General features: G+C 52.8%; 20 protein-coding genes and 1 tRNA gene. 5 read left to right on the top strand and 16 right to left on the bottom strand.

All coding sequences use genetic code 11. From position 1 onward, the window contains the following. The first annotated feature begins 56 nt into the window (after positions 1 to 56). Positions 57 to 1,262, top strand: a complete 1,206-nt coding sequence (locus tag AC812_RS14850; protein WP_061915120.1) for an amidohydrolase family protein — start codon at positions 57 to 59, stop codon at positions 1,260 to 1,262. Between the two features lie 79 nt (positions 1,263 to 1,341). On the opposite strand, the gene AC812_RS14845 is transcribed toward AC812_RS14850, so the two are convergent. Further along, positions 1,342 to 3,693, bottom strand: a complete 2,352-nt coding sequence (locus tag AC812_RS14845; RefSeq protein ID WP_061915117.1) for a methyl-accepting chemotaxis protein — start codon at positions 3,691 to 3,693, stop codon at positions 1,342 to 1,344. A 177-nt stretch (positions 3,694 to 3,870) separates the two neighbouring features. Here AC812_RS14845 and AC812_RS14840 point away from each other — a divergent pair, with 177 nt between their 5' ends. The 3 genes from AC812_RS14840 to AC812_RS14830 all read left to right on the top strand — a co-directional run bounded on the left by AC812_RS14840 (position 3,871) and on the right by AC812_RS14830 (position 6,595). Beyond that, positions 3,871 to 4,077, top strand: a complete 207-nt coding sequence (locus tag AC812_RS14840; RefSeq protein ID WP_061915114.1) for a hypothetical protein — start codon at positions 3,871 to 3,873, stop codon at positions 4,075 to 4,077. Positions 4,078 to 4,089: 12 nt separating this feature from the next. Next, positions 4,090 to 4,371: an OsmC family protein gene (locus AC812_RS14835; RefSeq protein ID WP_272897779.1), complete on the top strand. Its 282-nt coding sequence runs from the start codon at positions 4,090 to 4,092 to the stop codon at positions 4,369 to 4,371. A gap of 130 nt (positions 4,372 to 4,501) precedes the next feature. Further along, positions 4,502 to 6,595 carry an acetate--CoA ligase family protein gene (locus AC812_RS14830; protein ID WP_061915108.1) on the top strand — a complete coding sequence of 698 codons (2,094 nt, stop codon included), beginning with the start codon at positions 4,502 to 4,504 and terminating at the stop codon, positions 6,593 to 6,595. Positions 6,596 to 6,612: 17 nt separating this feature from the next. Here the strand turns inward: AC812_RS14830 and AC812_RS14825 are convergent, their stop codons facing one another. The 15 genes from AC812_RS14825 to AC812_RS14755 all read right to left on the bottom strand — a co-directional run bounded on the left by AC812_RS14825 (position 6,613) and on the right by AC812_RS14755 (position 23,269). Continuing rightward, positions 6,613 to 8,736, bottom strand: a complete 2,124-nt coding sequence (locus tag AC812_RS14825) for a DNA polymerase domain-containing protein (RefSeq protein ID WP_061915105.1) — start codon at positions 8,734 to 8,736, stop codon at positions 6,613 to 6,615. Continuing rightward, the gene (locus AC812_RS17885) at positions 8,723 to 9,007 is read right to left on the bottom strand and encodes a DUF8156 family protein (protein WP_061915103.1); all 285 of its coding nucleotides are present in this window, start codon (positions 9,005 to 9,007) and stop codon (positions 8,723 to 8,725) included. The genes AC812_RS14825 and AC812_RS17885 overlap by 14 nt, the downstream gene beginning before the upstream one ends. A gap of 12 nt (positions 9,008 to 9,019) precedes the next feature. Continuing rightward, entirely contained in the window at positions 9,020 to 9,553 is a 534-nt protein-coding gene (locus tag AC812_RS14815; RefSeq protein ID WP_145962535.1) for a hypothetical protein, read from the bottom strand. Between the two features lie 231 nt (positions 9,554 to 9,784). After that, positions 9,785 to 9,856, bottom strand: a tRNA-Ile gene (locus AC812_RS14810). Between the two features lie 86 nt (positions 9,857 to 9,942). Beyond that, on the bottom strand, positions 9,943 to 10,911 hold the full coding sequence (locus AC812_RS14805) for an ROK family protein (protein ID WP_061915097.1): 969 nt from the start codon (positions 10,909 to 10,911) through the stop codon (positions 9,943 to 9,945). 70 nt (positions 10,912 to 10,981) lie between these two features. After that, a complete protein-coding gene (locus tag AC812_RS14800; RefSeq protein WP_061915094.1) occupies positions 10,982 to 11,896 on the bottom strand; it encodes a sugar phosphate isomerase/epimerase family protein in 915 nt (304 codons plus the stop codon). A gap of 18 nt (positions 11,897 to 11,914) precedes the next feature. After that, complete coding sequence (locus AC812_RS14795) at positions 11,915 to 13,075, bottom strand: Gfo/Idh/MocA family protein (protein ID WP_061915091.1); 1,161 nt, start codon at positions 13,073 to 13,075, stop codon at positions 11,915 to 11,917. Positions 13,076 to 13,092: 17 nt separating this feature from the next. Then, positions 13,093 to 13,836: a deoxyribose-phosphate aldolase gene (gene deoC, locus AC812_RS14790; RefSeq protein WP_061915088.1), complete on the bottom strand. Its 744-nt coding sequence runs from the start codon at positions 13,834 to 13,836 to the stop codon at positions 13,093 to 13,095. An 18-nt stretch (positions 13,837 to 13,854) separates the two neighbouring features. Continuing rightward, on the bottom strand, positions 13,855 to 14,937 hold the full coding sequence (locus AC812_RS14785; protein ID WP_061915086.1) for a Gfo/Idh/MocA family protein: 1,083 nt from the start codon (positions 14,935 to 14,937) through the stop codon (positions 13,855 to 13,857). Positions 14,938 to 14,962: 25 nt separating this feature from the next. Next, positions 14,963 to 15,931 (bottom strand): ABC transporter permease, encoded by a 969-nt coding sequence (locus tag AC812_RS14780; protein ID WP_061915083.1) that lies wholly within the window; start codon positions 15,929 to 15,931, stop codon positions 14,963 to 14,965. Then, positions 15,928 to 16,896 carry an ABC transporter permease gene (locus AC812_RS14775; protein ID WP_061915080.1) on the bottom strand — a complete coding sequence of 323 codons (969 nt, stop codon included), beginning with the start codon at positions 16,894 to 16,896 and terminating at the stop codon, positions 15,928 to 15,930. The genes AC812_RS14780 and AC812_RS14775 overlap by 4 nt, the downstream gene beginning before the upstream one ends. Further along, positions 16,893 to 18,413 (bottom strand): sugar ABC transporter ATP-binding protein, encoded by a 1,521-nt coding sequence (locus AC812_RS14770; protein ID WP_061915077.1) that lies wholly within the window; start codon positions 18,411 to 18,413, stop codon positions 16,893 to 16,895. Before AC812_RS14770 ends, AC812_RS14775 begins: the two co-directional genes overlap by 4 nt. A gap of 4 nt (positions 18,414 to 18,417) precedes the next feature. After that, entirely contained in the window at positions 18,418 to 20,547 is a 2,130-nt protein-coding gene (locus AC812_RS18045) for a substrate-binding domain-containing protein (protein WP_211261492.1), read from the bottom strand. Positions 20,548 to 20,656: 109 nt separating this feature from the next. Continuing rightward, entirely contained in the window at positions 20,657 to 21,901 is a 1,245-nt protein-coding gene (locus AC812_RS14760) for an ROK family transcriptional regulator (RefSeq protein ID WP_061915075.1), read from the bottom strand. A 171-nt stretch (positions 21,902 to 22,072) separates the two neighbouring features. Next, on the bottom strand, positions 22,073 to 23,269 hold the full coding sequence (locus tag AC812_RS14755) for a Gfo/Idh/MocA family protein (RefSeq protein WP_061915072.1): 1,197 nt from the start codon (positions 23,267 to 23,269) through the stop codon (positions 22,073 to 22,075). Between the two features lie 154 nt (positions 23,270 to 23,423). Between AC812_RS14755 and AC812_RS14750 the strand changes: the two genes are divergently transcribed. Next, a complete protein-coding gene (locus tag AC812_RS14750; protein WP_061915069.1) occupies positions 23,424 to 24,590 on the top strand; it encodes a uroporphyrinogen decarboxylase family protein in 1,167 nt (388 codons plus the stop codon). Positions 24,591 to 24,619 lie beyond the last annotated feature (29 nt).

Below are 24,619 nucleotides of genomic sequence, written 5' to 3'. Positions count from 1 at the left end.
CTGCCCGTACAACCTGCGGGCAGGATAATTTTATTCATTACTCTACGGAGGGAACAATGACACTGGATTACCTGATCAAGAATGCCAAAACCCGCTTTTCAGGAAATGAGTTAGTCCAAATCGGAATCAAGGATGGCAAAATTGCCGCCATTTCTCCAAAAATTGAGGGGGATGCAAAGCGGGTTGTGGACGCAGACGGCCATCTGGTGACCGAATCATTTGTAAATGGGCACCTGCACCTTTGCAAGGTTTACACTCTTTCGATGATGGATGATGAAGCATTGGGGGCCTACACAGGCGAGGCGATGGGTGGGGCAATGACCGCCATCGAACTGGCTGCCCGCGTCAAAGAAAAGTACGACGAATCGTGGATTATCGAAAACGTCCGCAAAGCGGTCAAACTGGCCATTCGCTTTGGCAACACCCATATTCGCGCCTTTGCCGATACCGATACCAAAGCCCGGCTGGAAGGCGTCAAAGCCCTCATCCGCGCCCGGGAGGAATTCAAAGGCAAGGTAGATATTCAGGTTGTCGCTTTTCCGCAGGACGGTGTAGTGCGCGACCCCGGCGCAGAAGATTATGTTGAAGAAGCCCTCAAATTGGGTGCGGATGTGGTTGGCGGCATTCCCTGGATCGAATACACCGACGCCGATGCCCAGGAGCACATTGACCGCATGTTTGCCCTGGCAAAGAAATACAACAAACCCATTTCCATGCTGATTGACGATGCCGGCGACCCCACCCTGCGCACGCTGGAAATGCTGGCAGTCAAGACCATAAAAGAAGGCTGGGAGGGGCGTGTCACGGCTCAACATGCCCGTGCCATGGCACTTTACCCAGAACCGTATTATCGAAAGATCGAATACCTGCTCAAACGCGCTCAAATTGGGGTGGTTTCCGACCCGCAGACCGGCCCGTTGTACGCCCGCGTTAAGTCGCTCTACAAAGCCGGTGTACGCATTGCCCTTGGGCAGGATGACATTGCCGATGCCTACTATCCCTTTGGGCGCAATAACATGCTGGAAGTGGCCTTCCTTGCCGCCCACCTGATGTGGATGACCAGCCGCGAAGAACTGGAAATTCTCTACGACCTGATCACTACCAATGCCGCTCTGGCACTGAATATCCCCAATTACGGCCTGAAAGTTGGCTGCAATGCCGATTTGGTCATCTTAAACGCCAACTCAGTCTGGGAAGCCATCTGGAATCACGAAGCTCCCTTGCATGTCTTCAAAGACGGTGTGGAAATCACTGAAAAATAAGGTCAACCGATTGATTACAATTTCATCGGCGGAGTTTAACACTCCGCCGATGAAATTTTTATCTTACCTTCTTTGCCCCTTACGAAACCTTGAATTGCCCCACCAGTCCGCGCAGCGAAGCCGCCATTTGGGAAAGTGAAACCGCCGCAGAGGTTACATCCTGCACCTGCTGGCTCATTTCGCGGGCCGCCGCGCTGATTTCCTCGATGGAAGCGTTGGTTTCCTCATTGATGCTGGCAATCATTTCCATCGCTTCCGAAACCTCCGTGGAACTGGCCGACATTTCTTCGGTCGAGGCGATGTTCTCCTCCACCACCGATGAGACTGAATCCATCACATCAATCAATTCATTCGAGAAGCCCGAAATCTGCTTGACGGCTGAGGCAATCCCCTCGGCTTGCTGGCGCACCTGCTGAATCACTTCCAGAATGCGCATCAACGCCTCACTGGATTGATGAGTCTGAGCCACCCCATTTTCCACCTCTTTGGCGCTCAGGCTCATTGCTTCCACGGCTTCATGAACGGTCTTTTGAATTTCTGAAACAAGATCACCAATCTGACGGGTCGCCTGAGCCGAACGCTCTGCCAGTTTACGAACCTCATCCGCAACAACCGCAAAACCTTTACCGTGCTCGCCTGCCCGGGCTGCCTCGATGGCTGCGTTGAGCGCCAGTAAGTTGGTTTGATTGGCAATATCCTCAATCGTCTCCAAAATCACACTGATTTGTTGGGAACGCTCGCCCATATCTTTGACCCGCTCCATGGAAAGGTCAACTTTTTCCTTAATCAGGCGCATCCCATTAATCATCTGGTTGAGCGTCTCAGCGCTGTTCTGTGCCACTTCGGCAGCGCTGATCGCATTTTGCGCGCCTTCCGTAGCCGTCTCGGCAACGCTTTGCATCTTCTCGCCCATCTGGTTGGAAACCTGCGAGGCAGAAGTAACGGCTCGAGCCTGCTCCTGAGCGCCTTTGGCAACCCCGTCAATGGCATTCGCCATCTGGTGTACTGAGCTGACCGTGCGCTGCACCGACTCGGCTTGTTGAGAGGAGCCCATCGCAATTTGCTGCATGGTTTGAGCAATCTGCTCCGAAGCCAGACGCACCTGTTCGGCAAAGTTAGCCAGTTCAGCCGAGGCTTTGTCCAGCTCATCCGAACTCTGAGCAAGGCGGAATACGGTAGATTTCAAGCTGGAAATCATGGTTGAAAATGCCTGCCCCAGCCCATCCCGCTCGGAGCGCGGTTTGACTGAGAGGCTCAAATCTCCCGCTGCCAGCCGATTGGCCACCTCGATCATCTCGGTAAAGTAGCCGATCAACCGCTGGAAAGCGCGCCCAACCGTACCCAATTCATCCTTGCGGTGATAGATGGCTTCCAATTGATTCTGCTGGGCATCCGAAAAGGACAGGTCACCATCCGCCAGTTGATCCGCGGCTTTCTCAATCACTCCCAAGGGGCGGGTGATGGTATTGGCAATGAACAGGGCTGCCCCAAGGCTGATTGCCAGAAGAATCAAAGTCGCAATTACGGCTGTGGTCAGGGTCTGGCGAACTTGCTGGGCGACGCCGGCAGTGCTCATGAAGACTGTGATGGTTACCTGTTCTCCGGCGCTGGTTTTAACCGGATAAACCACCCGCAGCGCATTGGAAATTTCGTCTACAACAACCTCACCTCCGCTTAACGCTTCTTCAACACTCTCCTCCCAATCCGTACCCAGCAAATCGGTTTGGGAGAAACCCTGACGGGCGCTGAAAACAACCGGCTGATCAGCCATTTTTACAGCCACAGCATTCACATCCTTGACCGAAACCGTTTTATCAACCAGCGTTTGCAGGTTCATGCTGCGGGTGACCTCATCCAGATAGGTTGCTTCAACTCCAACCTGCACAATACGCGGGCTATCCACCCCGGAAACCCCAACATATTTGTAGAGTTTTGAATCCAATTCCCGCAACTGCGCCGATTGAATCACCTCGCCGTTCTTTTGTTGCAGCAATTGGTAAAAAATATAGGCTTGAGGTTGTTCGTTTGGATCTGGGCTGAAAGCGAACGGTACATCAATGTTGGAATAAACCACTGTGCCGGTATCGTCGGTGATCCAGAACTCTTTGAGATCGGTTGAATCAACAATTGCGCGCAGCATCTCTTCAATTTGAGCCTCGCTCATGCCTGCTTTGAGGGCTGCGTCAATCAAGTAGGCCGAGATTCTTGCCTGAGTGACCATTTGCCGGCCTACAATCCGGTCAACTTCACCCGGAATGCGGTTGGCAAAATCTACCGAATGGGCGAACATTTCTGCCAGTGCAACAGCATTAGAACGTGTCTGATCCAATAAGGATTGTCGCGCCCGGCTGACCATCCATGCCGTATTGACCCCCATCACAAACACCAGAATCAACGAAATGATCAAGATCAAACGGTCTCTAAATTTCATATTTCCTCTCTGTTGAAATGAAGTGGTGATTGTATGACAACCGCAATCCATCATGCCCCTATTGGTTTGTTTTGACCATAAGAAGAGGATAAAAAATTAATAAAAAAGAGATAAATTTTTGAAGATGAATATTGTGGTATAGTTTGAATAAAGTAAACAAAAAGATCGAGGGACATTATGGAAAACCCAAAAAATCACCGGCGCGAGATTGTGGTTGAAGCAACTGCCACCTCAATCGAAAAGTGGCGTAAACAGGTCATTGCCGGACAACCGGAAACCGGTCGTATGTATGCCTTCATCAGCGACGAAGGCAACTACATCCCCGGTGGGGAAGGCACTGCCCCAACCCCTCTCACCTACTTTGTATCCGGAATGGCACTCTGACTGATCTCCCATGTGACGCAGGTTGCGTCCAAAAAGAGATTGAACCTTCGTAAGGAAATAGTCAAAGTGACCGCTCATTTTCGGGAAGAAGGCTCAGTTTTACGAGGCGATGCCATGGCATTTTGTGACGGGTTTGAGGTCGAGATCCAAATCGAATCCGATGAACCGCTGTCCACCATCCGGGAACTGGTTCGCCTTGCCCGTCAGATGTGTTTTACCGAAGTTGCCCTGACAAACAACACCCCCATTACGGTCACTGCAAAACTGAACGGAAATCCTCTCGAAAGGGATTAAGACTTTTCAGGATGGTGTTTCTCTTGAAATCAGCCTTCTCCGAGAGTTATTGAAAGCAGGGTTGTGCCATAATAGAAACATCAAATGCACGTTCAAATCCCAAACTCTGGCAAGCTTTGCGAGGCAGATCATGGATGCAATATTTTATCCGCGCAGTATTGTCGTGGCGGGGGTTTCGGATAAGCCGGATAATCTCGCTCGTCATATAGCCAGCAACCTGATCGAATTTGGTTACAGTGGCCAGTTATATCTACTGGGACGCACCGAGGGGCGGACTCTGGAGCATCCAATCTATTCATCTGTCAATCAATTACCTCCCAACATTGATCTGGCGGTCATTCTTACCCCGGCGGCTACTGTGCCGGGTTTGCTGGATGAGTTAGGGGCGGCCGGTGTGCGTTACGCGGTCATCGAATCGGCTGGCTTCAGCGAATTTTCCGAAGAGGGCGCAATACTGGAAGAAGAACTATGCCGGATCGCCCACAAATGGGGGATGCGTCTTGTTGGGCCGAATTGCATCGGCATCATCTGTACGGACAGCGGTATCTGTACCATCTTTGTCCCAACGGCTCCGGAAGAGGTTCCTCACGGCAATGTCTCGCTGGTTTCACAAAGCGGCGGCGTTGTTCTGACCTGTATTGACTCGCTGGCTGCTGCCGGTTTAGGAATTGCTAAATCGGTCAGTGTAGGCAACAAAATAGACCTCAAAGAAAGTGATTATCTCCGCTACTTCATTCAGGATGCTGCCACCCGGATTATTTTGCTTTACCTGGAAAGCATTGTGGAAGGCCGTCAGCTGGTGGAACTGGCCGCCCAATCTCCAAAACCGGTGATCGTCTATAAATCCAATACCAGTCAGGCCAGCGCTCAAATTGCCCAATCTCACACGGCTGCACTGGCAAACGACGAGGGTATCGTCAATGCGGCATTCCGGCAATTTGGCATAACCCGTGCAATGACTTTCCGGGAAATGATGATTTACAGTAAGGGGTTTACGCTGCCACCTGTGCGCGGCAACCGTTTAGCGGTGTTCTCCCGTTCGGGTGGTCATGCCATCATTGCGGTAGATTGTGCCAGCCAGTTCGGTTTTGAACTGCCTCCCTTTAGCGACGCATTAATCGAGGTGGCAAAGCCCTTTTTCCGCGTAAATGTTATTGAGCGGATGAACCCGCTGGATTTGGGAACGGTTTTTAATTTCGATGCCTATCCGGTAATCATCGAAGAAGCCATTAAACTCAAACAGGCTGATGCCATTTTGCTCATTTTCAATTACCGGCGCGAAACCATTCCCACCGCTCGCGCCGTTGCCGAAAAAATCAAAGCCCTGAGCCAGCACTATCAGATACCGATTGCCCTGTGTTACTTTACAGAAGTGGATGAAGTCAACTACTTAGAGAGGAATCTGGGCTTTCCGGTTTTCAGTGAAGTTTATGAGGCTGTCCAGGCATTGGCTGCTTCTCGCGACCATTATCAAAAAGCAACACAACTTCAGACCGCTCAACATCAGCCGCCCGCTGTTCCTATACCCACAGATGCTCCCAGCAAAACCCGCTGGTTAATCAGCCGCAAAACCTCATCCTTGCTCCCGCTGGATCAGGCGATGCAGATATGCGAGGCTTACGGCATAGCGGTTGCGCCCTGGGCCAAAGTTTTCAATCTCTCACAGGCAGTTGAGGCGGCCGCCCGTATCGGCTATCCCATTGTACTCAAGGCCATCTCTGAACAGGTAACTCACAAAACCGATGTCGGCGGCGTTGTGTTGAACATCCCCGATCAAGTAATGCTGGCTTCGGCCATGCTGGAAATGGAACATCGTTTTACCCAACTGAACCTCAAGCCGGCAGAGGAATTTCTCATTCAAAAGATGTTAAGTAAAGGCAAAGAGATGATTCTTGGCGCTAAACGAGATCCTTCTTTTGGGCCGGTGGTGGTGTTGGGGTTGGGTGGCATTTACGCCGAAGCCCTGCAGGATGTTTCCATCCGCCTTGCTCCTCTTAGCCGCACGGACATCGAAGAAATGCTGGATGAGTTACGTGGTGCCCGTCTTTTACAAGGGGTACGCGGCGAACCACCTGCTGACCGCTTTGCCCTGATTGATGCCATGTTGCGGCTCTCCCACCTGATGGTGGAAAACGAGGATATTCTTGAGATTGATCTGAATCCTGCTCTGGTGTTTGAACATGGACTTCAGGTGGTGGATGCCCGCATCGTTGTGAGTGGCTGACAAGCAGGGGGAGAGACCTATTTCAAGAGCGGCAGGTAATACTGTTGTTTCTTTTCTACGGGTTGGAGAACATCCAGAATCTCGCCAGCTGCTCGCAAGACCAACCGTGCATAGTGATCCCAGTCCACCTCCTCGGCTGCGGGTGGAGCAACGCTCACCCCCTGTTGCGTAAACCAGAAGAAGAGCCGCATGCCGGCGCGCACCGCCACCCCCTCAGCCTGCAACTGACGGGCAGCCTGTGCCGCCGCCGAAGGGCGCCGAAAAGCCTGCGGGTCACGGCTGAGTTTGACCGCCATTTGCAGCCCCTCGATGGCTGCTTGCCGGCGCTGCAATGACCTCACCCGCTGGTTTACCAGACCCCATGCCTCTTTCCATTGCTCTCGCGGATCATCTGCCTGCGCCAGACAACTCAATATATCCAGCTGCGTTTGGGCAACATACGGACAGGTATCATGACGGCGCAGGGCAATGCCACGATACTTCAACGTACCATCCTCAAACACCCCAAAATAACGGTTTGCCACCGGAATGCGTTGATCACGGCAGGCCGGCAAAAACACCAGCCAGCGATATACGCCTTCAAGGGTCACCCCAATACCCGTCTCTGCCTGAATTTTCTCTGCCAGTGGCAGAAAATCCGCTTCAGTCCGGGTATCCTCTCGTTTTACAAACAAACTGTCCACATACATGTGCAGGATGGTGAATCCCATATCCTCAGCATTTTCCTTGGCCTGCAGCAGCAACTCGCGGCTGATGGCGGTAACCGCCTCGTGTGATTCCACTCGCCCAAACCGGGCATTTTTGTACCCCAGATATCCAAAACACACCACCAGTAGCCACTTGAGCGCCGTCTGACGGGCTTTCAAATCGCTTACACGGCTGTCGCGCCGGTCGAGGGTATGCAGGCAATGTTTGAGCGCCAGACGCTTGACCAGCAGGGGTTGCAGCGTGCGCGGAATTAAGCCGGCCGGCGCATCCCTCTGGTAGAGTGTTTCCGGCGAGATGTTATAACGCACCATGATCGCCGGGTACATTGAAGCAAAATCCAGTTCGGCAACATGACGATGCACACCAACCAGCGGCTGGTAGACCATCCCCCCCCGATCATAGCGAATCAGACTAACCAGTGTGCGGGTAGCTTCCGCTTGCTGTTTGACCGCCGGGATCAGCACTCCATCCCTCAGGGCAGTCTGCATTTGCATGGCGGTAATGCCTGCACCCGGTGACTTGCGCACCGCCTCCTGCACCCCCAAACCGGTAACCCGTGCCATCTCCAGGGCACCGGTCAGCCCGATTTCGGCAAACAAAGCGGCATTACAACGGTCAATGTGCCAGCGCCCAAACAGCAGGGCTTGCGCCCCGCGGTAAAGCACCTGCCCATAAGCAAACAAACTGCGCTCGCGGCGAAACTCAACCTTCATCTGCTCGTCGCGGTTGGGGTTGAAAGACGGAGCATGTTCGCTTAAGAACGGGAACAGCCAGGTATCGCCATAACGGGTCAGAATTACGTCCGGATCGTAAGTCCCCAGCAGTGCCTGCAGGTTGACCACAAAGGCACGCAAGGGCTGCAAGGGAAAACGATAGCAGCGTCTGTCGCAGCGAATGACGATCTCCTGCGGGGGATGCAACGCCGGCTCGGCGTCACACTCGATTTCCATCACCCGCAGGGGCGGCAGCGAGGGCTGCATCTCCCAAGCCGACTCAAGCGGCTGCAATCCCAACAAACGCTGGCCGTCGGTTTCAAAGCGGCAGCGTCCCAGCAGCGGCACTTGCGTACCAGCCACAAAACGCACAGAGAGCGGCAGGTCAGCATCGTAGTAATCCAATACCGGAAAAGCCTGCGCCAGGCGGCGGTAGGTCTCAGGCAGACGTCCGGGCAAATCCAAGGTTGCGGACAACACAACCCGCTCTCCGTGAAACAGATCACGGCGCACCTGCCGGGAAAGTTGTACTCCGCGCCCCCGCAAAAAGCGCCAGGCCTGCCGCAGCACCGCCAAGCTGCCTGCCGCGTAAAAAGTAACCGGAAAATCCATCGGCAGCAGCCAGCGCTGCCCGTCCTCGCTCAACAACCAGCAGACCAGTTCACCGCTCGGACGGGTGTACACATCCATCAGCCAGCCGGTCTTTTCAACCCTTGCCATCGCGCAGCCGCACCACTTCCTCCTGAAAGATGCGGATTTCCTCCTCCAGCGCCGCAATCCGGCGGGCTTGTTCGAGCAGCATGGCCAGTAAGGCGGCTTCAAAAGGCAGCAACGCACCGCTTGCCGAAATAGCAGCCAGATGACGATGCGCAGATGCCAGCAGACCATCCAGCAAAGCCTGATCACCGCGCCGCAACGTCCGCCGAAAGGTTTGCAGCATGGCTTCGGTTTCATTCAGTTGACGGGTGATGGTTGGAACCGTACGCCCCATTGGCTTGACCTCTCAAAACAACGCGGGTTGAACAAAGGAGGTTATTTCCTCCTGCTCGTAGAAAAGCGTATCCGCCTGCCGGCAGACCATGTCCTGCAAAAAACGGCGCTGCGGCAAGGGACAGGTTCTCAGCAAAAGAAAAACCGGTGCCGCTCTTTTCAACCGCTCGATCTCCTGGAGACAGCGCTGCACCAGCCAGCGCGCCTGCCCGACCGGCAGCGTTTCATCATAAAAAGAAGCTAACGGATCCAGAATGACCAGCGGGGAGGTAAGGAGAGGGAGGCTTTCCAGCAGCGCTAGCAACTGATAGGCAGTAAACGCCCGCCGGATCAGTACCCGCTGGCAGAAAAAGTCGAAACGGTTAGTGCGTTCACGCAAGGCGCGCGCCAGCGGGTAAGCTTGCAAGCGGTTACCGCCGTCTATTGCCAGCGCCTCACCGCGCAGCGCCAGTTCAACCAGCAGATGAGTGGCTGCATCCCCCACTCTCTCGCGGCTGCACACCAGCACACACATTCCGGCAGAAACACTCGTTGAAAGTATCATCATGCTGATGTTACGCCAGAACGCGTGCCGATTCCATCCCCCCGCAGGGGAGAAAAACGGTGATTTTGGGGTTAAGTCGGGGGAGTAATTTTTATCAGATCCAGAGACTTATCCATCAAAAAAACTCAGTGAGGTCGTGGTTGTTTATCACCAGAAAGGGGAATATCCCCCGACAAAAAAATGCGGGGTGCGAATACCACCCCTCAATGGGGCTGGCGAACAACACGATTTCTGTGGGCCCGGAAGGATTCGAACCTTCGACCAAGCGGTTATGAGCCGCGCGCTCTGCCGCTGAGCTACGGGCCCCGGCGGCACTTGACTGCCTTGCAGCCAAATTATATCACAATGAAAATAAGCCGCACATAAATCAGAAAGGGTAAAGACCTCGCCGACTACCCAAGCCGGTTAGCCGCCCAACAGGCTGCCCCAACCACCCCGGCATGATCTCCTAACTGTCCGGGTACAATTTCCACCTGTTCCACCGGCATGATATGCACCCGCTCACGCATCGTCTTTTCCATTGGATCAAGCAGCAGCCGGCCAGCGTTGGCAACGCCGCCGGTGACAATGATCCGCCGTGGACTGACCGATGCGCACAAACTGGAAGCCGCAACTCCCAGATAAAAACCGACCTGCTGGTAAATTTCGCGAGCGATTTCATCCCCTTGGAGAGCAGCTTCCGCAATCAACGCCGGTGTGATGGCGTTCAAATCATAACCGCACAACTCACCAATTTTGGTCGTCAAACCCTGTGCCACGGCTTTCATGCCCATAGCTGCAATCGCCGGTCCAGAGGCAAACGCTTCCAGACAACCGTAATTGCCGCAGCCGCAGCGCGGCCCGTTGAAATCAATCACCATGTGACCCAATTCGCCTGCGGTACCCCCGATTCCCAGATGTAACTGCCCATTGATCACCAGTCCGCCGCCAATCCCCGTACCGATTGCCAGAACGGCTACAGTATCCACTCCCTGCCCTGCCCCAAAACGCCATTCCCCAAAAGTGATCGAACGGACATCATTCAACAGCGCAACCGGCAATCCTGTCGCCTGGTACAGTACATCCCGCAACGGCACATGCGGCCAGGTTCCCGGCAGGTTGGGCAAAAACAGGGTTTCCCCTTTTTCGAGGTCAAGCACACCCGGCACGCCGATTCCGATCCCACCAACATCCTCTGTTTGTAGACCGGCAGCCTTAATCATGGTGAGAAACAAATCCGCCATGCGCTGCATGACCGCATCGTGGCCTTCGCGCGCCAATGTTGGCACACTTTGCTGAAAGAGAACCGTGCCGGTTTCAATATCTACCAGTGCAGCACGCAGATTGGTGCCGCCTAAATCACAGCCGATATATCGTTTCATAGGTCATAATAATCCATAACAGTCCCGTGCCCGGTAAAAACACCAGGCACAGGACTGTTTCCGGGTCTGGCTAATGGATATAGGGTTTCAACACATCCCGCGCAAGGTAAAAACCGCGCTTGACCAGTTCTTCCGATCCTTCAAACGCCCGGTCCTCATGTTCAATACTGACCACATAGTCGTAGCGGGCGGCCGTCAGCGCTGCAAAGAACTTGCCCCAGTCCATATCACCCAGGCCGGGCAAGCGCGGCACTTGCCAGCCCATGCCTTGCGACAGAACACCGTGATTGTAAAGCCCCTCGCGGTCAATATGCAGGTCTTTGGCATGGACATGGAAGATTTTACTGGCAAATTCCCGCACAACACGTTCGTAGTCGATCATCTGCAAAACCAGATGGGAGGGGTCGAGATTCAAGCCAAAGTTATCCTCCGGGATGATCTCCCACATTTTGCGCCAGATGGCCGGTGTGCTGGCCAGGTTATTGCCGCCTGGCCACTCGTCGTAAGAGAAAATCATCGGGCAGTTCTCGATGGCAATTTTCACCCCGCGCTCTTTGGCGTATTGCACAATCGGCGGCCAGATGCGGGCATAATCCTCAAGGTTTTGCGGCACAGTCTTGTTCTTGTCTTTGCCAATGAAAGTACCCACCACACCAACCTCCAGCAAAGCCGCCGCGTCAATCACCTTTTTGAGGTGGGCAATTACCGTCTCACGATGTTCCGGGTCTGGATGGAGCGGATTGGGATAATATCCCAAAGATGAGATCATCAAGCCGTACCCATCCAGCATTTTACGGATCTCGCGAGCCCTGGGTTGATCCAGTTGGGCTACATCAATGTGAGTCACACCGGCATAGCGCCGCGTGGCTTTCTCGTGCGGCCAGCAAGCAATTTCGATGGCTTGAAAACCGCTCTCTGCTCCCCAGCGGGCAACTTCCTCCAGGGTGCTCCCCGGTAATGCGGCCGTAAAAAATCCAAGTTTCATTGCTCCCTCCGTATGTGATTAAACTTTGATCCAAACTTTTTCTTTTGCGCTGCGTTCGATGGCTTCACACAATTGCATCTCGTAGTGACCATCCGCAAAGGTGGGGAAATCGGGTGGTTTGTTGTAATCTCCGGCAAGGATGTAGTTATACACCTTGTTGTAAAGTTGCTTGAAGGTATCCGGGAAGCCCTCGTTATGTCCCCCGGGATAGGACGTAACCGCCCGTGCCTCAGGTGAAAGCAAGGCCGGATCTTTCATGATGATTTGATTGGGTTGAGTACGATGGCCCACCCACAATTCGTTCGGCCTTTCCGAGTCCCACGCCAGCGAGGATTTCGAAGCGTTGATCTCAAAGAACAGGCGGTTTTTACGTCCCGAACAGACCTGCCCGACCGTCAACACCCCGCGTACATCATTCTCAAAATGCAGTAGAACCGTCGCATAATCCTCAGTGAAAATGGGCTGGTCAACATAATCCTCCGGCTGTAAAATCTTACCCGTGTATGTTTCCACTGGCCTGGCCGGTTTTTTGCGGACGGGGTGCATTGTTTTGAAATCGGCAAAAACCTCGACTACGCGCAATCCAGTGATAAAAGTGATCAAATCCAGCCAGTGTGAACCAATGTCACCCACCGCCCGCAGGCTACCGCCCAGTTCCGGCTCCAACCGCCAGTTCCAATCCGTCGGGAACAATAGCCAATCTTGCAGATAAGAGCCTTGCAGGATGAATAAATCACCCAATTCACCGCTCTGCACCATGCTGCGTGCCTGTTGTACCAGCGGATACATACGGATATTGAAATTGACTACATTGACTTTGCCAGTTTCCTTCGCCAGTTGCACCAGTTCCGCCGATTCGCGGGTATTCATGGCAAGCGGTTTTTCGCAAACTACATGTTTACCGGCCAATAACGCCGCTTTGGCGTGGGGGTAATGGAGATAATTAGGTGTCGCCAGATGAACAACTTGAATGTCATCGTCCTTCAGCATCTCATCCAGCGAGCCGTAAATGCGCGGAATGCCCATCTCGGCTGCCTTTTGTTCGGCTTTTTCGCGGGTATTTTCCGCCAGTCCCAGCACGGTAATTCCATTGCGGCGTAAGGCTTCAACATGGGCAGGTCCAATGAAACCGGTGCCGGCAACTCCCACCCCGATGGTTGATTTGCTCAATTTTGTCATACTATCCCTCCCCTCTCCTAATATTCGCCACCGATTTTTACCTCACCCGTGGAGGTCTGTTCACCGGCCTGACGCGCTTTGAAGTCGTCCAAAATTTTGGCAGTCGCGGTAGCACCACAACGGGTCACACCCGCTTCAATTACCGCCAGCAGTGCATCCAGCGTCCGCACACCGCCAGCCGCCTTAATTTGCACTTTTTCGCTGACCGAGCGGCGCATTAAACGCAGGTCATCCAGGATTGCCCCGCCGGGAGCAAAACCGGTAGAGGTCTTTACCCAGTCGGCCCCGGCTTTTTCCGCCAGCTGGCAGGCGCGCACTTTTTCCTCATCGGTCAGGTAAGCATTCTCCAGAATCACCTTCACCTTTACGCCTCGGGCATGGGCAGCATCGCACACAGCTTTTATATCCTGATAAACGTATTCATCGTTGCCCGAGCGGAGCTCGCCGATGTTGAGCACCATGTCGAGCTCAACTGCCCCGTCATCCATAGCGCGTTGGGCTTCAGCAACCTTGATTTCGGTCACGCTGCTGCCATGCGGAAAGCCCACCACCGTGCTGACCAGCACATCCGAGTCTTTCAATTGCTCGGCCGCCAGGCGCACATGACAGGGCTTTACGCACACCGTTGCCACATGATAACGCGCCGCCAGTTGACATCCTTCGATAACCTCCTGAGAAGTCAGCTCCGGGCGCAACAGCGAATGGTCAATCACCTTGGCCAATTGTTCATAAGTGATTGTTTTCACATTGATAGCTGTCATGATACCTCCAGTAAAGAATTAGAGTTTTCGCCACAAATCAATTGGTTTTTCGACCTGCGGCGGATTGTACGGAAACTCAATCCGCCGGCCCTCGCCCGCAGATTGATAAGCAGCATACAAAATCTTCAGCACTTCGCGACCGTCCTCGCCCGTTTCGATTGGCTCTTCTTTTCCCAGCACACAATTCACAAAGTGCTGCATTTCCTGCGGGAAGCCGTAATTCCAAACTTCCTCGAACATGGTAAACGTCCAGCCGCGGGTCGTGCCGGCTTTCTCTACGGCGTAGCCATACCCTTCCTGACTGTATGTCCACAAGGAGCTGCCTTTAAGTAAATCGGCGCGTGTGTTGCCCTTTGTGCCATAAATCTCACAGCGGTCATCCACCCCGCCGCCTTTCGCCCACGAATTTTCGGCAATGTTGATTTTGTTGCCTTCATACTCGATCACCATAATCGAGTGATCTTCACCTTTGGTCCGTTCGCGATGCACAAAAGTATTACAATATGCCGTTACGCTTTTGACTTTCGGTTTGCCAAACACCCAGCGCCCATATTCAACCGAGTGGCATCCCATATCCAGCAGCACACCGCCACCGGAAAGGTTCACATCCCAGAACCAAGGCATGTGCGGGCCATCATGCTCTTCGGATTGCTTGACAAGAAACGGCTCGCCCAAGGCACCTTCCTCTATCAATTGCTTGGCACGCACATATTTCGGCGCAAAGCACAATTCCTCGGCATACATCAGCAAGACTCCTGCTTTCTTGGTGGCTTCGATCATTTGATCGGCCTCTTCCAATGTCTTGCAAAGCGGTTTTTCACAAATGATGTGCTTCCCCGCTGCTGCGGCGTCGAGGGTCGCCTGACAATGAAGGTAGTTCGGTATGGCTACCGTGACCACGTCAATTTCTTTCATTTTCAACATTTCACGGTAGTCATGAAAAGCGTGGGGGATGCCATGAGTTTTGGCAAATTCCCCTGCCCGGTTGGGTGATGCCACAGCCACAACCTCGGCATTGTGAACATAGTGCTTAAAAGCATGGGCGTGGATGTCACTGACGAAACCGGCTCCAATCATGCCAACTTTTACTGTTTTAGTCATGGCCTGCCTCCTGAAATGATGATTTTTATTGTCTGAATCCGCGCTGCCGGCCGTAGATTGAAATCATTACCAGCAGCGTTGCACCCAATACCATTCTGCGCACTGAATCGGGCATTTGCATGGTGGTTAAAAGGCTGGTGATCAAAGTCAGCACAATGGCACCCGCCATCGTCCCCCAATAACTACCCTTACCACCCGATAGTAAAGTACCACCCACTGCAACTGCTGCAATAGACGGAAACAGGAACGGCTGTCCCAGCGCAATAAAGACTACACCCGTGTTACCCACCACCAGAAAACCGCCAAACCCGGCCAGCGCACTCGCCAGTGAGTAGACCGCCAGATTTGTGGCTGTAACATTAACCCCTGAAAGTTTCGCCGTCACACGGTTGACGCCGATTGCAAAAAGATGTTTGCCGAAGGTTGATCTTTCCAAAAGCAGCCACATCAGGAACCCAAAAATAATCCAGATGATGATCGCATTCGGAATCGGTATATCAGGTGAGAGGGGACGAGCGATCAGCCGGGTCATAATGGGGGCTACTTTTCCGCTGACATTGCCATGATTGATGATGATGATCAGGCCAGTCACAACACCCGACATCCCCAACGTCATTACAAACGGAGAGATTTTTAGAAAGGTGATTCCTAAACCATTGATGAAGCCAATCAGCGCACCGACCGACAGTGAAATCAACAGTGCCAGCAGGACTTTATCATCTTCCCCTTTCACCGTCACATAGGTCAGGATCGCCGTTAACGTCACTACCGAACCAGCCGAAAGATCAATTCCTTCAAAACCGCTAATGATCACCAGGGTTTGACCGGCGGCAATCACTCCTAAAAACACCGCCAACCGCACAATATTGGTGGCCTGAGCAATCGCCACATTAATATCGTTGCCAAATCCATTCGGTAAAAACCCCGAAAGCAGGAAAAGGACAATTGCAAGCAAAATTGCCGCAACAGGAGGCGAAATACTAAACCTTCTCATACTTTTTTCCTCCGCAGCAGATTGATAATACCGGGGGCTGCCAGTGCCACCACAATGATCGTCGCTTTCACAAAAGTTTCCCACCAGGTATCAATCCGCGAAAAGGAAATAATGTTTTGAATAATACCCAATGTAATCGCACCAACCACCGGCCCTGCCACCCCGCCAACACCACCGCTCAGAGCCGTCCCCCCGATTACAACCGCGGTTATGGATGTCAACGTCATCGGGACACCAATTTCGGCGTTCCCGGAACCGCTCAACATTGTTATGGCAATACCTGCCAGGGCTGCCATAAAGCCGGAGACAACATAAGTACTGAAAAGTACCCACGTCACCGGTACAGCCGTTTCATAAGCCGCTTCAGCATTGCCGCCAACCGCATACAGGTAATTTCCAAACCGCGTTGAGCGGACATACATCCAGATCAACAAAACAACCGCAATTACATAAAAAGCCAGCGGTAAACCCAACGGGGTTGTGTTCCGATACACATTGGCAATTGCAGCCGGAATACCGCCGCCGGGATTGGGCAGAATAAACAAAGCAAAACCAACATACAGGAAACTGGTTGCATAGGTGGTGATAATCGGCTGCAAGCGCAGGAAGGCAATGAAGAAACCGTTGATTGCCCCTGCCAGAATGCCCGCGCCCAGCGACACAAAAACATACGTCCACATTTTTTCCGGCGAGCCGTTCAAGCCCACCTGAGTTGCCAGAATGGTATTGACAATTGAAACGATACCGCCAACCGAAATATCAATCCCGCCGCCCAAAATGACAATTGCCTGCCCGGCAGCCAGTAAAATCATCGGCAGGAAAACCCGCATGTTGCTATTTAAGGTATCCCGGGCAAACATGTTGGGCTGCAAAATAAAGTTGATGATCAGCGCTACAACCAGCAAGAGGATGGCAAACAAGGCGGGGTAGCGGTTCATCAATTCATCCCAGGAAAACCGTTTCATGCCTCACCTCCGTTGGAAACACCCATGCTGGCAGCAATCAGATTTTCCTTGGTCAAAGAAGCGCCTTTGAGTTCAGCGCGAATTTTTCCATCATGAAGCACAATTACCCGGTCACACAGTCCGATTAATTCATCATCATCACTGCTGTAAAACAAAATGGATTTCCCTTGCCTGGAAAGATCCGTCAGCAAAGCATAAAACTCGGCTTTGGTGTTCACATCCACCCCCTTGGTCGGGTCATCCAGTAAATAACAATCCGGATCACGCAAAAGCCATTTCCCAATGACCACCTTCTGAGCATTGCCGCCTGAAAGGCTGCTAACCGGTGCCATCAAGCCAGACATGACCAGACTGAGCCTTTCACTGATTGCCATTGCATCCCGTTTCGCCAGTTTCATCTTGAGCGGGAATCCGTATTTCCGCCATGAAGGCAGCAAAAAGTTCTCCAGGATCGAACGAATATAGAGCAATCCTTCCCTAGCCCGATCCCCCGGTACAAGCGCCAATTTTTTATCCATCGCCTGCCGGGGGTGTTTGAACCGCACCACTTCCCCTTTGATCCGAACCGTGCCATGGTAAGGTATGTCCCCAAACAACGCCAGCAGCAAGTCTCGCTGTCCTTGCCCCTGTAAACCGCCAATTCCCAACAATTCTCCCTGCTTCACCTTCAGGCTGATTCCCCGCAGCGTTTCGGTGGTCAAATTTTCTACTTCCAGATAGACTTGTTGATCCAGACCGCTTGTTTCTTCAGAAGCAATTGCTTTGGTGAACTGAAAGACCTTTTCTTTCTCGGTCATCAGTTGGATTAAATCTTTCTCCGTGATCTCTTTGATATCCCCCTGCCCAACCGTTTTCCCATTCCGCAAGACACTATAACGGTCTGCTATGCGGAAAATTTCCTCCATGCGGTGAGAAACGAAGACAATCGCTTTGCCTTCTTCTTTCCACCGTCTCACCAGTTCAAACAAACGCTCCACCTGACGGCTGTCAAGGCTCGCCGTCGCTTCATCCAGAATCAAAATGCGCGGATTAAGGCTGATGGCTTTTAGGATTTCTACAATTTGTTTTTCGTCCGGGTGTAAATCGGAGACGATCGTTTCGGGCCTTAAATCGGCCTTGAAAGTTCCGCTGAACAAATCCAGCAGGGCCTCTGTCTGCTCCCGCATTACTTTGCGGTCAATCATCCCGTTGGGCTTCAGCGGTTCACGCGTCAACCAGATATTATCCGCTACAGTCATTTTGGCTACCAGGCTGAGTTCTTGAAAGACGGTAGCAATACCCATCTTTCGAGCCGCCTGCGGGGAAGAGAAGCGCACGGGTTTATCATCGAGGAGTAGTTGCCCTCCATCGAGGACAACTACTCCGTTGATGACCTTACTCATCGTGCTTTTGCCGCTTCCATTTGCCCCAATCAATGCGACCACTTCCCCGGATTTCACATCCAGGTTCCCGTCCGATAGCGCAACGACACCCCCATAACGCTTTACAATATTGCGGGCAGAAAGCGACACACTCATAGAGTTATTTCAAGAAGAAGGTATCCAGAACTTCCTGATCGGTCATGATGCCGTCCAGCAGGTAGGCATCCGGTTTGTCCTTGCAGATGTCCAATCCCTGTTGCAGGTTGTCCTTGGTGATCACAATCGGCACCGGAATGACGAATGACAAACCATTCGCTCCGCCCAGCTTGCTCTTGTCCACCTGCTTGCCCAGCAGCATGTTCACCGCAATCCGCAACCCGGTCGGTGAAACACCCGGCGGATTGGCCACCGCAATCGTCTCAAAGTCCGGGCGATCCTTCAACACCTCTTCCCACAACTTCAGGAACTGGCAGCGACCTTCACCAACACCCACCGGGAACTTCGCCGGGTTGGCCGCTATCACCGCCTGCAAGGCCCCAATCGCCATACCGTCCTGCGTCCAGTACCCATCCAGATTCGGATACGCCGCCAGGAAGTTCGACATCACCTGCTGCCCGGTCGCTTCATCCCATTTCCCCGTGTCCTTCGCCAGCACTTTGATGTCCGGGTATTGCGACAGCACCTCGTCTACCCCTTCCATCCGCGCTACATTCGCCGGATGACCGGGAAAACCTTCGATCAGCACGATGTTGCCCTTGCCGCCCAATTTCTCGGCCAGCCACTTGGCACTCGTCTTCGCCCATTCCTTCTGATCAATCCCCACGTTGTACACGCCCGGTACATTCAACTCCTGATCCACCGAGATCACAATGATCCCCTTGCTCACCGCTTCTTGCAGCGTCGCGTTCAGACCATTGACATCACTCGGATTGACCAGAATCGCATCCACGCCCTTCGCCATCAGATTCTGCAACTGCTGAATCTGACCGGCTACGTCCGTGTCCGCACTCTCGATCACCAATTCCGTCGTCAGCCCTTTGTCCATGTACTCTTTGTTGACTTCAATCAACTCCGCAATCATCTGCGTCCGATACTCACTGCTGATGAACGGATTCGAAATCCCAATCGTGAATTTGCGGGTGGCGGCCTGTTCCTTGACGAAGAAGGTATCCAGAACTTCCTGATCGGTCATGATGCCGTCCAGCAGGTAGGCATCCGGTTTGTCCTTGCAGATGTCCAATCCCTGTTGCAGGTTGTCCTTGGTGATCACAATCGGCACCGGAATGACGAATGACAAACCATTCGCTCCGCCCAGCTTGCTCTTGTCCACCTGCTTGCCCAGCAGCATGTTCACCGCAATCCGCAACCCGGTCGGTGAAACACCCGGCGGATTGGCCACCGCAATCGTCTCAAAGTCCGGGCGATCCTTCAACACCTCTTCCCACAACTTCAGGAACTGGCAGCGACCTTCACCAACACCCACCGGGAACTTCGCCGGGTTGGCCGCTATCACCGCCTGCAAGGCCCCAATCGCCATACCGTCCTGCGTCCAGTACCCATCCAGATTCGGATACGCCGCCAGGAAGTTCGACATCACCTGCTGCCCGGTCGCTTCATCCCATTTCCCCGTGTCCTTCGCCAGCACTTTGATGTCCGGGTATTGCGACAGCACCTCGTCTACCCCTTCCATCCGCGCTACATTCGCCGGATGACCGGGAAAACCTTCGATCAGCACGATGTTGCCCTTGCCGCCCAATTTCTCGGCCAGCCACTTGGCACTCGTCTTCGCCCATTCCTTCTGATCAATCCCCACGTTGTACACGCCCGGTACATTCAACTCCTGATCCACCGAGATCACAATGATCCCCTTGCTCACCGCTTCTTGCAGCGTCGCATTCAGACCATTGACATCACTCGGATTGACCAGAATCGCATCCACACCCTTCGCCATCAGATTCTGCAACTGCTGAATCTGACCGGCTACGTCCGTGTCCGCACTCTCGATCACCAATTCCGTCGTCAGCCCTTTGTCCATATACTCTTTGTTGACTTCAATCAACTCCGCAATCATCTGCGTCCGATACTCACTGCTGATGAACGGATTCGAAATCCCAATCGTGAACGGAGGGCCTTTCGATTCAACAGGGGGTTGAGTGGGTTGTTGTCCGGTTTGTGGCGGCTGAGTCGGCTGGACCTCAGTGGTCGGTGTTGCCGGTGTACTGCAGGCTGCCAGCACCATGGAAATGACCATGATGAGGCCGAGAATTGTAAAGAGGGGTTTTCTTTGCATGTTCATCTTCTCCTTCTGTTAAGTTTTTCGTTCAAACAAAAATTCGGACAAACGATCATTAGATTCTTTTTTGACAGTTGGAACACCTCCTTTCTTGTGATTTTCCGAATCAAATTGTGGTAGTTGGTTGGTCTTCGATGACGAACAGGTATTCCAGTGCCAGTGCAACCGCGCCGGTTACTCCCGCATCGGGGCCCATCCGCGAGAAATTGATTGAGAGATGGGTGGTTGCCAGCGGCAGAGAACGGCGCAGCACAGCCCGGCGAATTGAAACCAGTAAATGATTGCCAAAATTGGCAATACCCCCACCAATAAAAATATGGCTGGGATTGAAGAAATTGACCAGCCCCGCCAACACATCTCCAATCATTTGACCGCTGGCTCGAATAATCTCCAAGGCGGCCTGATCGCCTTCACGGCAGGCAGTGTTGACATCTTCGGGGCGTAAAACGCCGCCGTTCTGATTCATTAAATTTTTGAGGAGGAGACTGCTGCCGTTCAACGCAGCCTGCATGGCTTTCTCTGCAATCGCCGGGCCGGCAGCCATCGCTTCCAGACAACCGGTGTTACCGCAGCGGCAGATTGGTCCGTTTTTATCCACACAGATATGGCCAATATCCCCGGCACAGCCGGTACTTCCCCGGTGAATTTTCCCGTTGGAAACAATCCCCGCTCCAATGCCCGTGCCAATTTTTACGAAAATAAAATGATCAACATTGATTCCATCACCGGCGCGCTGCTCACCCAGTGCCATAATGTTGACATCGTTATCCACAACCACAAACGCATTCGGAAAGGACTCTTTTACAAACCCCCGTATTGAAAAATTTTCCCAATCCGGCATCAAAGGTGGAGCCACCAGCACCCCGCGCGCAAAGTCAACCGGTCCCGGTACACCAATCCCGATTCCCAAAATCTGATCAGCCCGGCACCCCTGCAATTCCATCAGGTGAAGGATAATCTCCACACAACGGCCTAAAAAAGGTTCCGGGCGTTGGCGCACATCCGCCGGTTCGCTATAGCGTTGAAGAACGCTGCCCGAAATATCCGCCAGAGCAACATCCACGCTGGTTGCACCAATATCCACCCCAACCACAAAACCGAGATTGCGATTAATGCAAAGCAGGCGGGGTTTTCTTCCACCCTGGGAAATACCCTCGCCTGCTTCCATCAAAAATCCTTTTTCAACCAGATCACGAATGTCTTGGGCGGTCTTTGCCTTAGACCAGCCGGTCATCCGGCTGAGGTCGGTACTGGTAATACATCCCTGACGCCGCAATGCACGGATGATCTCCGCTTCTGCGCTGTTCAACAAAATCGGGGCTTTGATTCGTGACCGAAAGGTGTTGTTCATGGACAGGGATTAAGCGAAGACCGAAAATCAACGCCGACACAGGGATGCCTTTATCGCAATCGCTTGCGGTAAAAAACAACTTGTTTTTATTATTACAAAATTCTTTCGTAAATTCAATAGACGATTTCGTATATTTTATTAAGAACTTCGTCTATTTTATAGACAATGTTTTTACTCGCGAATGATCTGCGTGATTGCCCCGGTTTTCTTGTTTTTCAGGATGACTTTGAGGTTGCCGTTAGGCATCCGCTCTTCCTTGATCAGGTAATGTTCCTCGTCGTAATCCTTCAAAGCAGCACCAAGGTCTCTCCCTTCACCGCCGCGCCAGACCTTCAATTCAACCGGTTCCCATTTTTTGGTCTGGGCCGACTTGTAGCACGCATCAATTATCGCGTTGACCACATAACCATCGTAAAAGGTTTCCATCGGCTGCCGGCCCTCGTCCATGGCATTGAACATATCCAGGAACATCTCCACATAACCCAGCGAGCCAATTTCATCACCCACAGGGAAAAGCCAGCCGGTGTCCCCTTCGGCTTTTTCTGCCACATAACCGCCCTGCCCGACAGCGGTAAACATCTCAAAGCCCGTGCGCAACCAGTGATTCAGCCACACCGTCCCTTCTGTACCGGCAATCTCATCCCGCAGGTCCATTCCTCCGCGAAAAGTCCAGGAAACCTCAAATTGCCCAATCGCCCCATTGTCATATCGCACCAAACCCACCGCATGATCTTCCGCATCAATGGGATGAACCTGCGTATCTGCCCAACACGTTACCTCGATAGGTCGGTTTTCTTTGCCGATGAAATTACGCGCAATTTCGATGCAGTGACAGCCCATATCCACAATGGCGCCCCCGCCGGACTGCTCCTTGGTCCAGAACCAGTCACTGTGCGGGCCACCGTGCGTTTCGCGCGAGCGCGCCCACAACACCTTACCCAAGGCTCCCTTACGAGCTGACTCCAACGCCTTAAGGGTTTTGGGGGTATAGACCAGATCCTCAAGGTAGCCATGAAAGACTCCCGCCTTTTCCACCGCTTCCAGCATCTCCAGCGCTTCGTCTGCGTTGGTTGCCAGCGGCTTGGTGCACAGCACCGCCTTGCCCGCCTCGGCCGCCAACAGGGCCGCCTGCTTGTGCAAGTAATTCGGTAAGCCGATCACGACCGTGTCCACTTCCGGGTCGCGGATTGCTTCCGCCATATCGGTTGTCCAGCGCGGGATACCAAACTCTGCCGCAAATTTCTCGGCTTGCTCCGCTCTCCTCGAGTAAGCCACCACAACCTGTTCTTTTCCGCGATACTTCAACAGGCTCATGGTATAAAAACGACCAATCAAGCCGGTACCCAGCATGGCGATCTTGTGGCTCATAGTTTGTCTCTCCAAGGGGGAAATTTAAATATCCAAATGTACGAACATTCTAATTATAGATGATTCTATTATGCGTGTCAACTTGCTTTTCTGCTGGAATTCGGCTAAAATTGACTCAATGTACGCACATTTGAATAATCGTTCTTGAATTTTTATGACCCTTCCCCTGACTCCCCGCCAGCGTGTATATACTGCCCTGCGGCACGAAACTCCCGACCGTGTCCCCACGGCTCTCGGAGGCGGCCCCTATGGTCTGGTGGACGATCTCTATTTTCGTTTACTGGATTACTTCCAACTTGGTCAGGCCGTCCCGCCTTTTCGTCAAGGTCACAACATCTCCTATATGGATGATCGCCTGCTGAGCCTTTTGGACACGGATTTTCGCTACTGTTGGCCGGCTCGGCTGCCCAACAGCCCGGTCATCCCCGGTGATGATGAAAATACTTTTTTTGATTCATTCGGTCAAATCTGGAAACGGGCTTTACCCTACTACTATGCCGGCAGGGGTCTTTTACAAAACACAACCGATAGAGAGGATATTGAACGGCTGGTGCGCTGGCCTGATCCCCTCGATCCTTCCTGGATGAATGGGGTCGCGCAAAGAGCGGAGGAATTACAAACCCACACCCCCTACTTTGTGGTGATGCGCATGGTGGCTTCTCACGGCCCCTTTCAAACCGCTTGTGACCTGCGCGGTACCGAAAATTTTCTCACCGACTTAATCGAAAACCCCGATTTTGCACTGGCACTTCTCGACCGCATCACCACCCTCCTGGAAGGACTTTTGGATGCTGCCATGCGGGCCGGCGGGCGATGGTTCGATATGATTGAATTGCCCGGTGATGACTACGCCGGTAATTCCGGTTTAATTCTTTCACCGGGGATGTTCCGCCGTTTCATCAAACCCTGTTTGCAAAGAATGATTAACACCATTCGCAGCCATAAACCAGAGATCAAGATTATGTTGCACAGCGATGGTGCTGTCGGTCGTCTAATACCGGATTTCATTGAGCTGGGGGTAGATGTCCTTCATCCATTGGAACCGCTACCGTCCACAAATATCCCAGAAATTAAACAGAAATTCGGCAATCAGATAAGCTTCCTGGGTGGCATTGACATCAGTCATGCCATGCTCGGCAGCCGTGAGGAAGTTGTTCAAGAAGTGAAAACACGTCTTGCCCAACTTGCCGAAGGTGGCGGTTACATCCTGGCCCCTGCCAACCACCTTCAGGCCGATGTTCCGGCTGAGAATGTAATCACCCTGTTTCAGGCTGCTCATGAATGGGGAAAGTACCCTCTGGCTATGTCGTCTTCGGTGTAAATCCAACTTTAACCGTTATCCGGAAAGGA

The organism is Bellilinea caldifistulae, assembly GCF_001306055.1.
GTDB classification, from domain to species: domain Bacteria; phylum Chloroflexota; class Anaerolineae; order Anaerolineales; family Anaerolineaceae; genus Bellilinea; species Bellilinea caldifistulae.
This window is presented reverse-complemented; position numbering and strand designations above follow the sequence as displayed.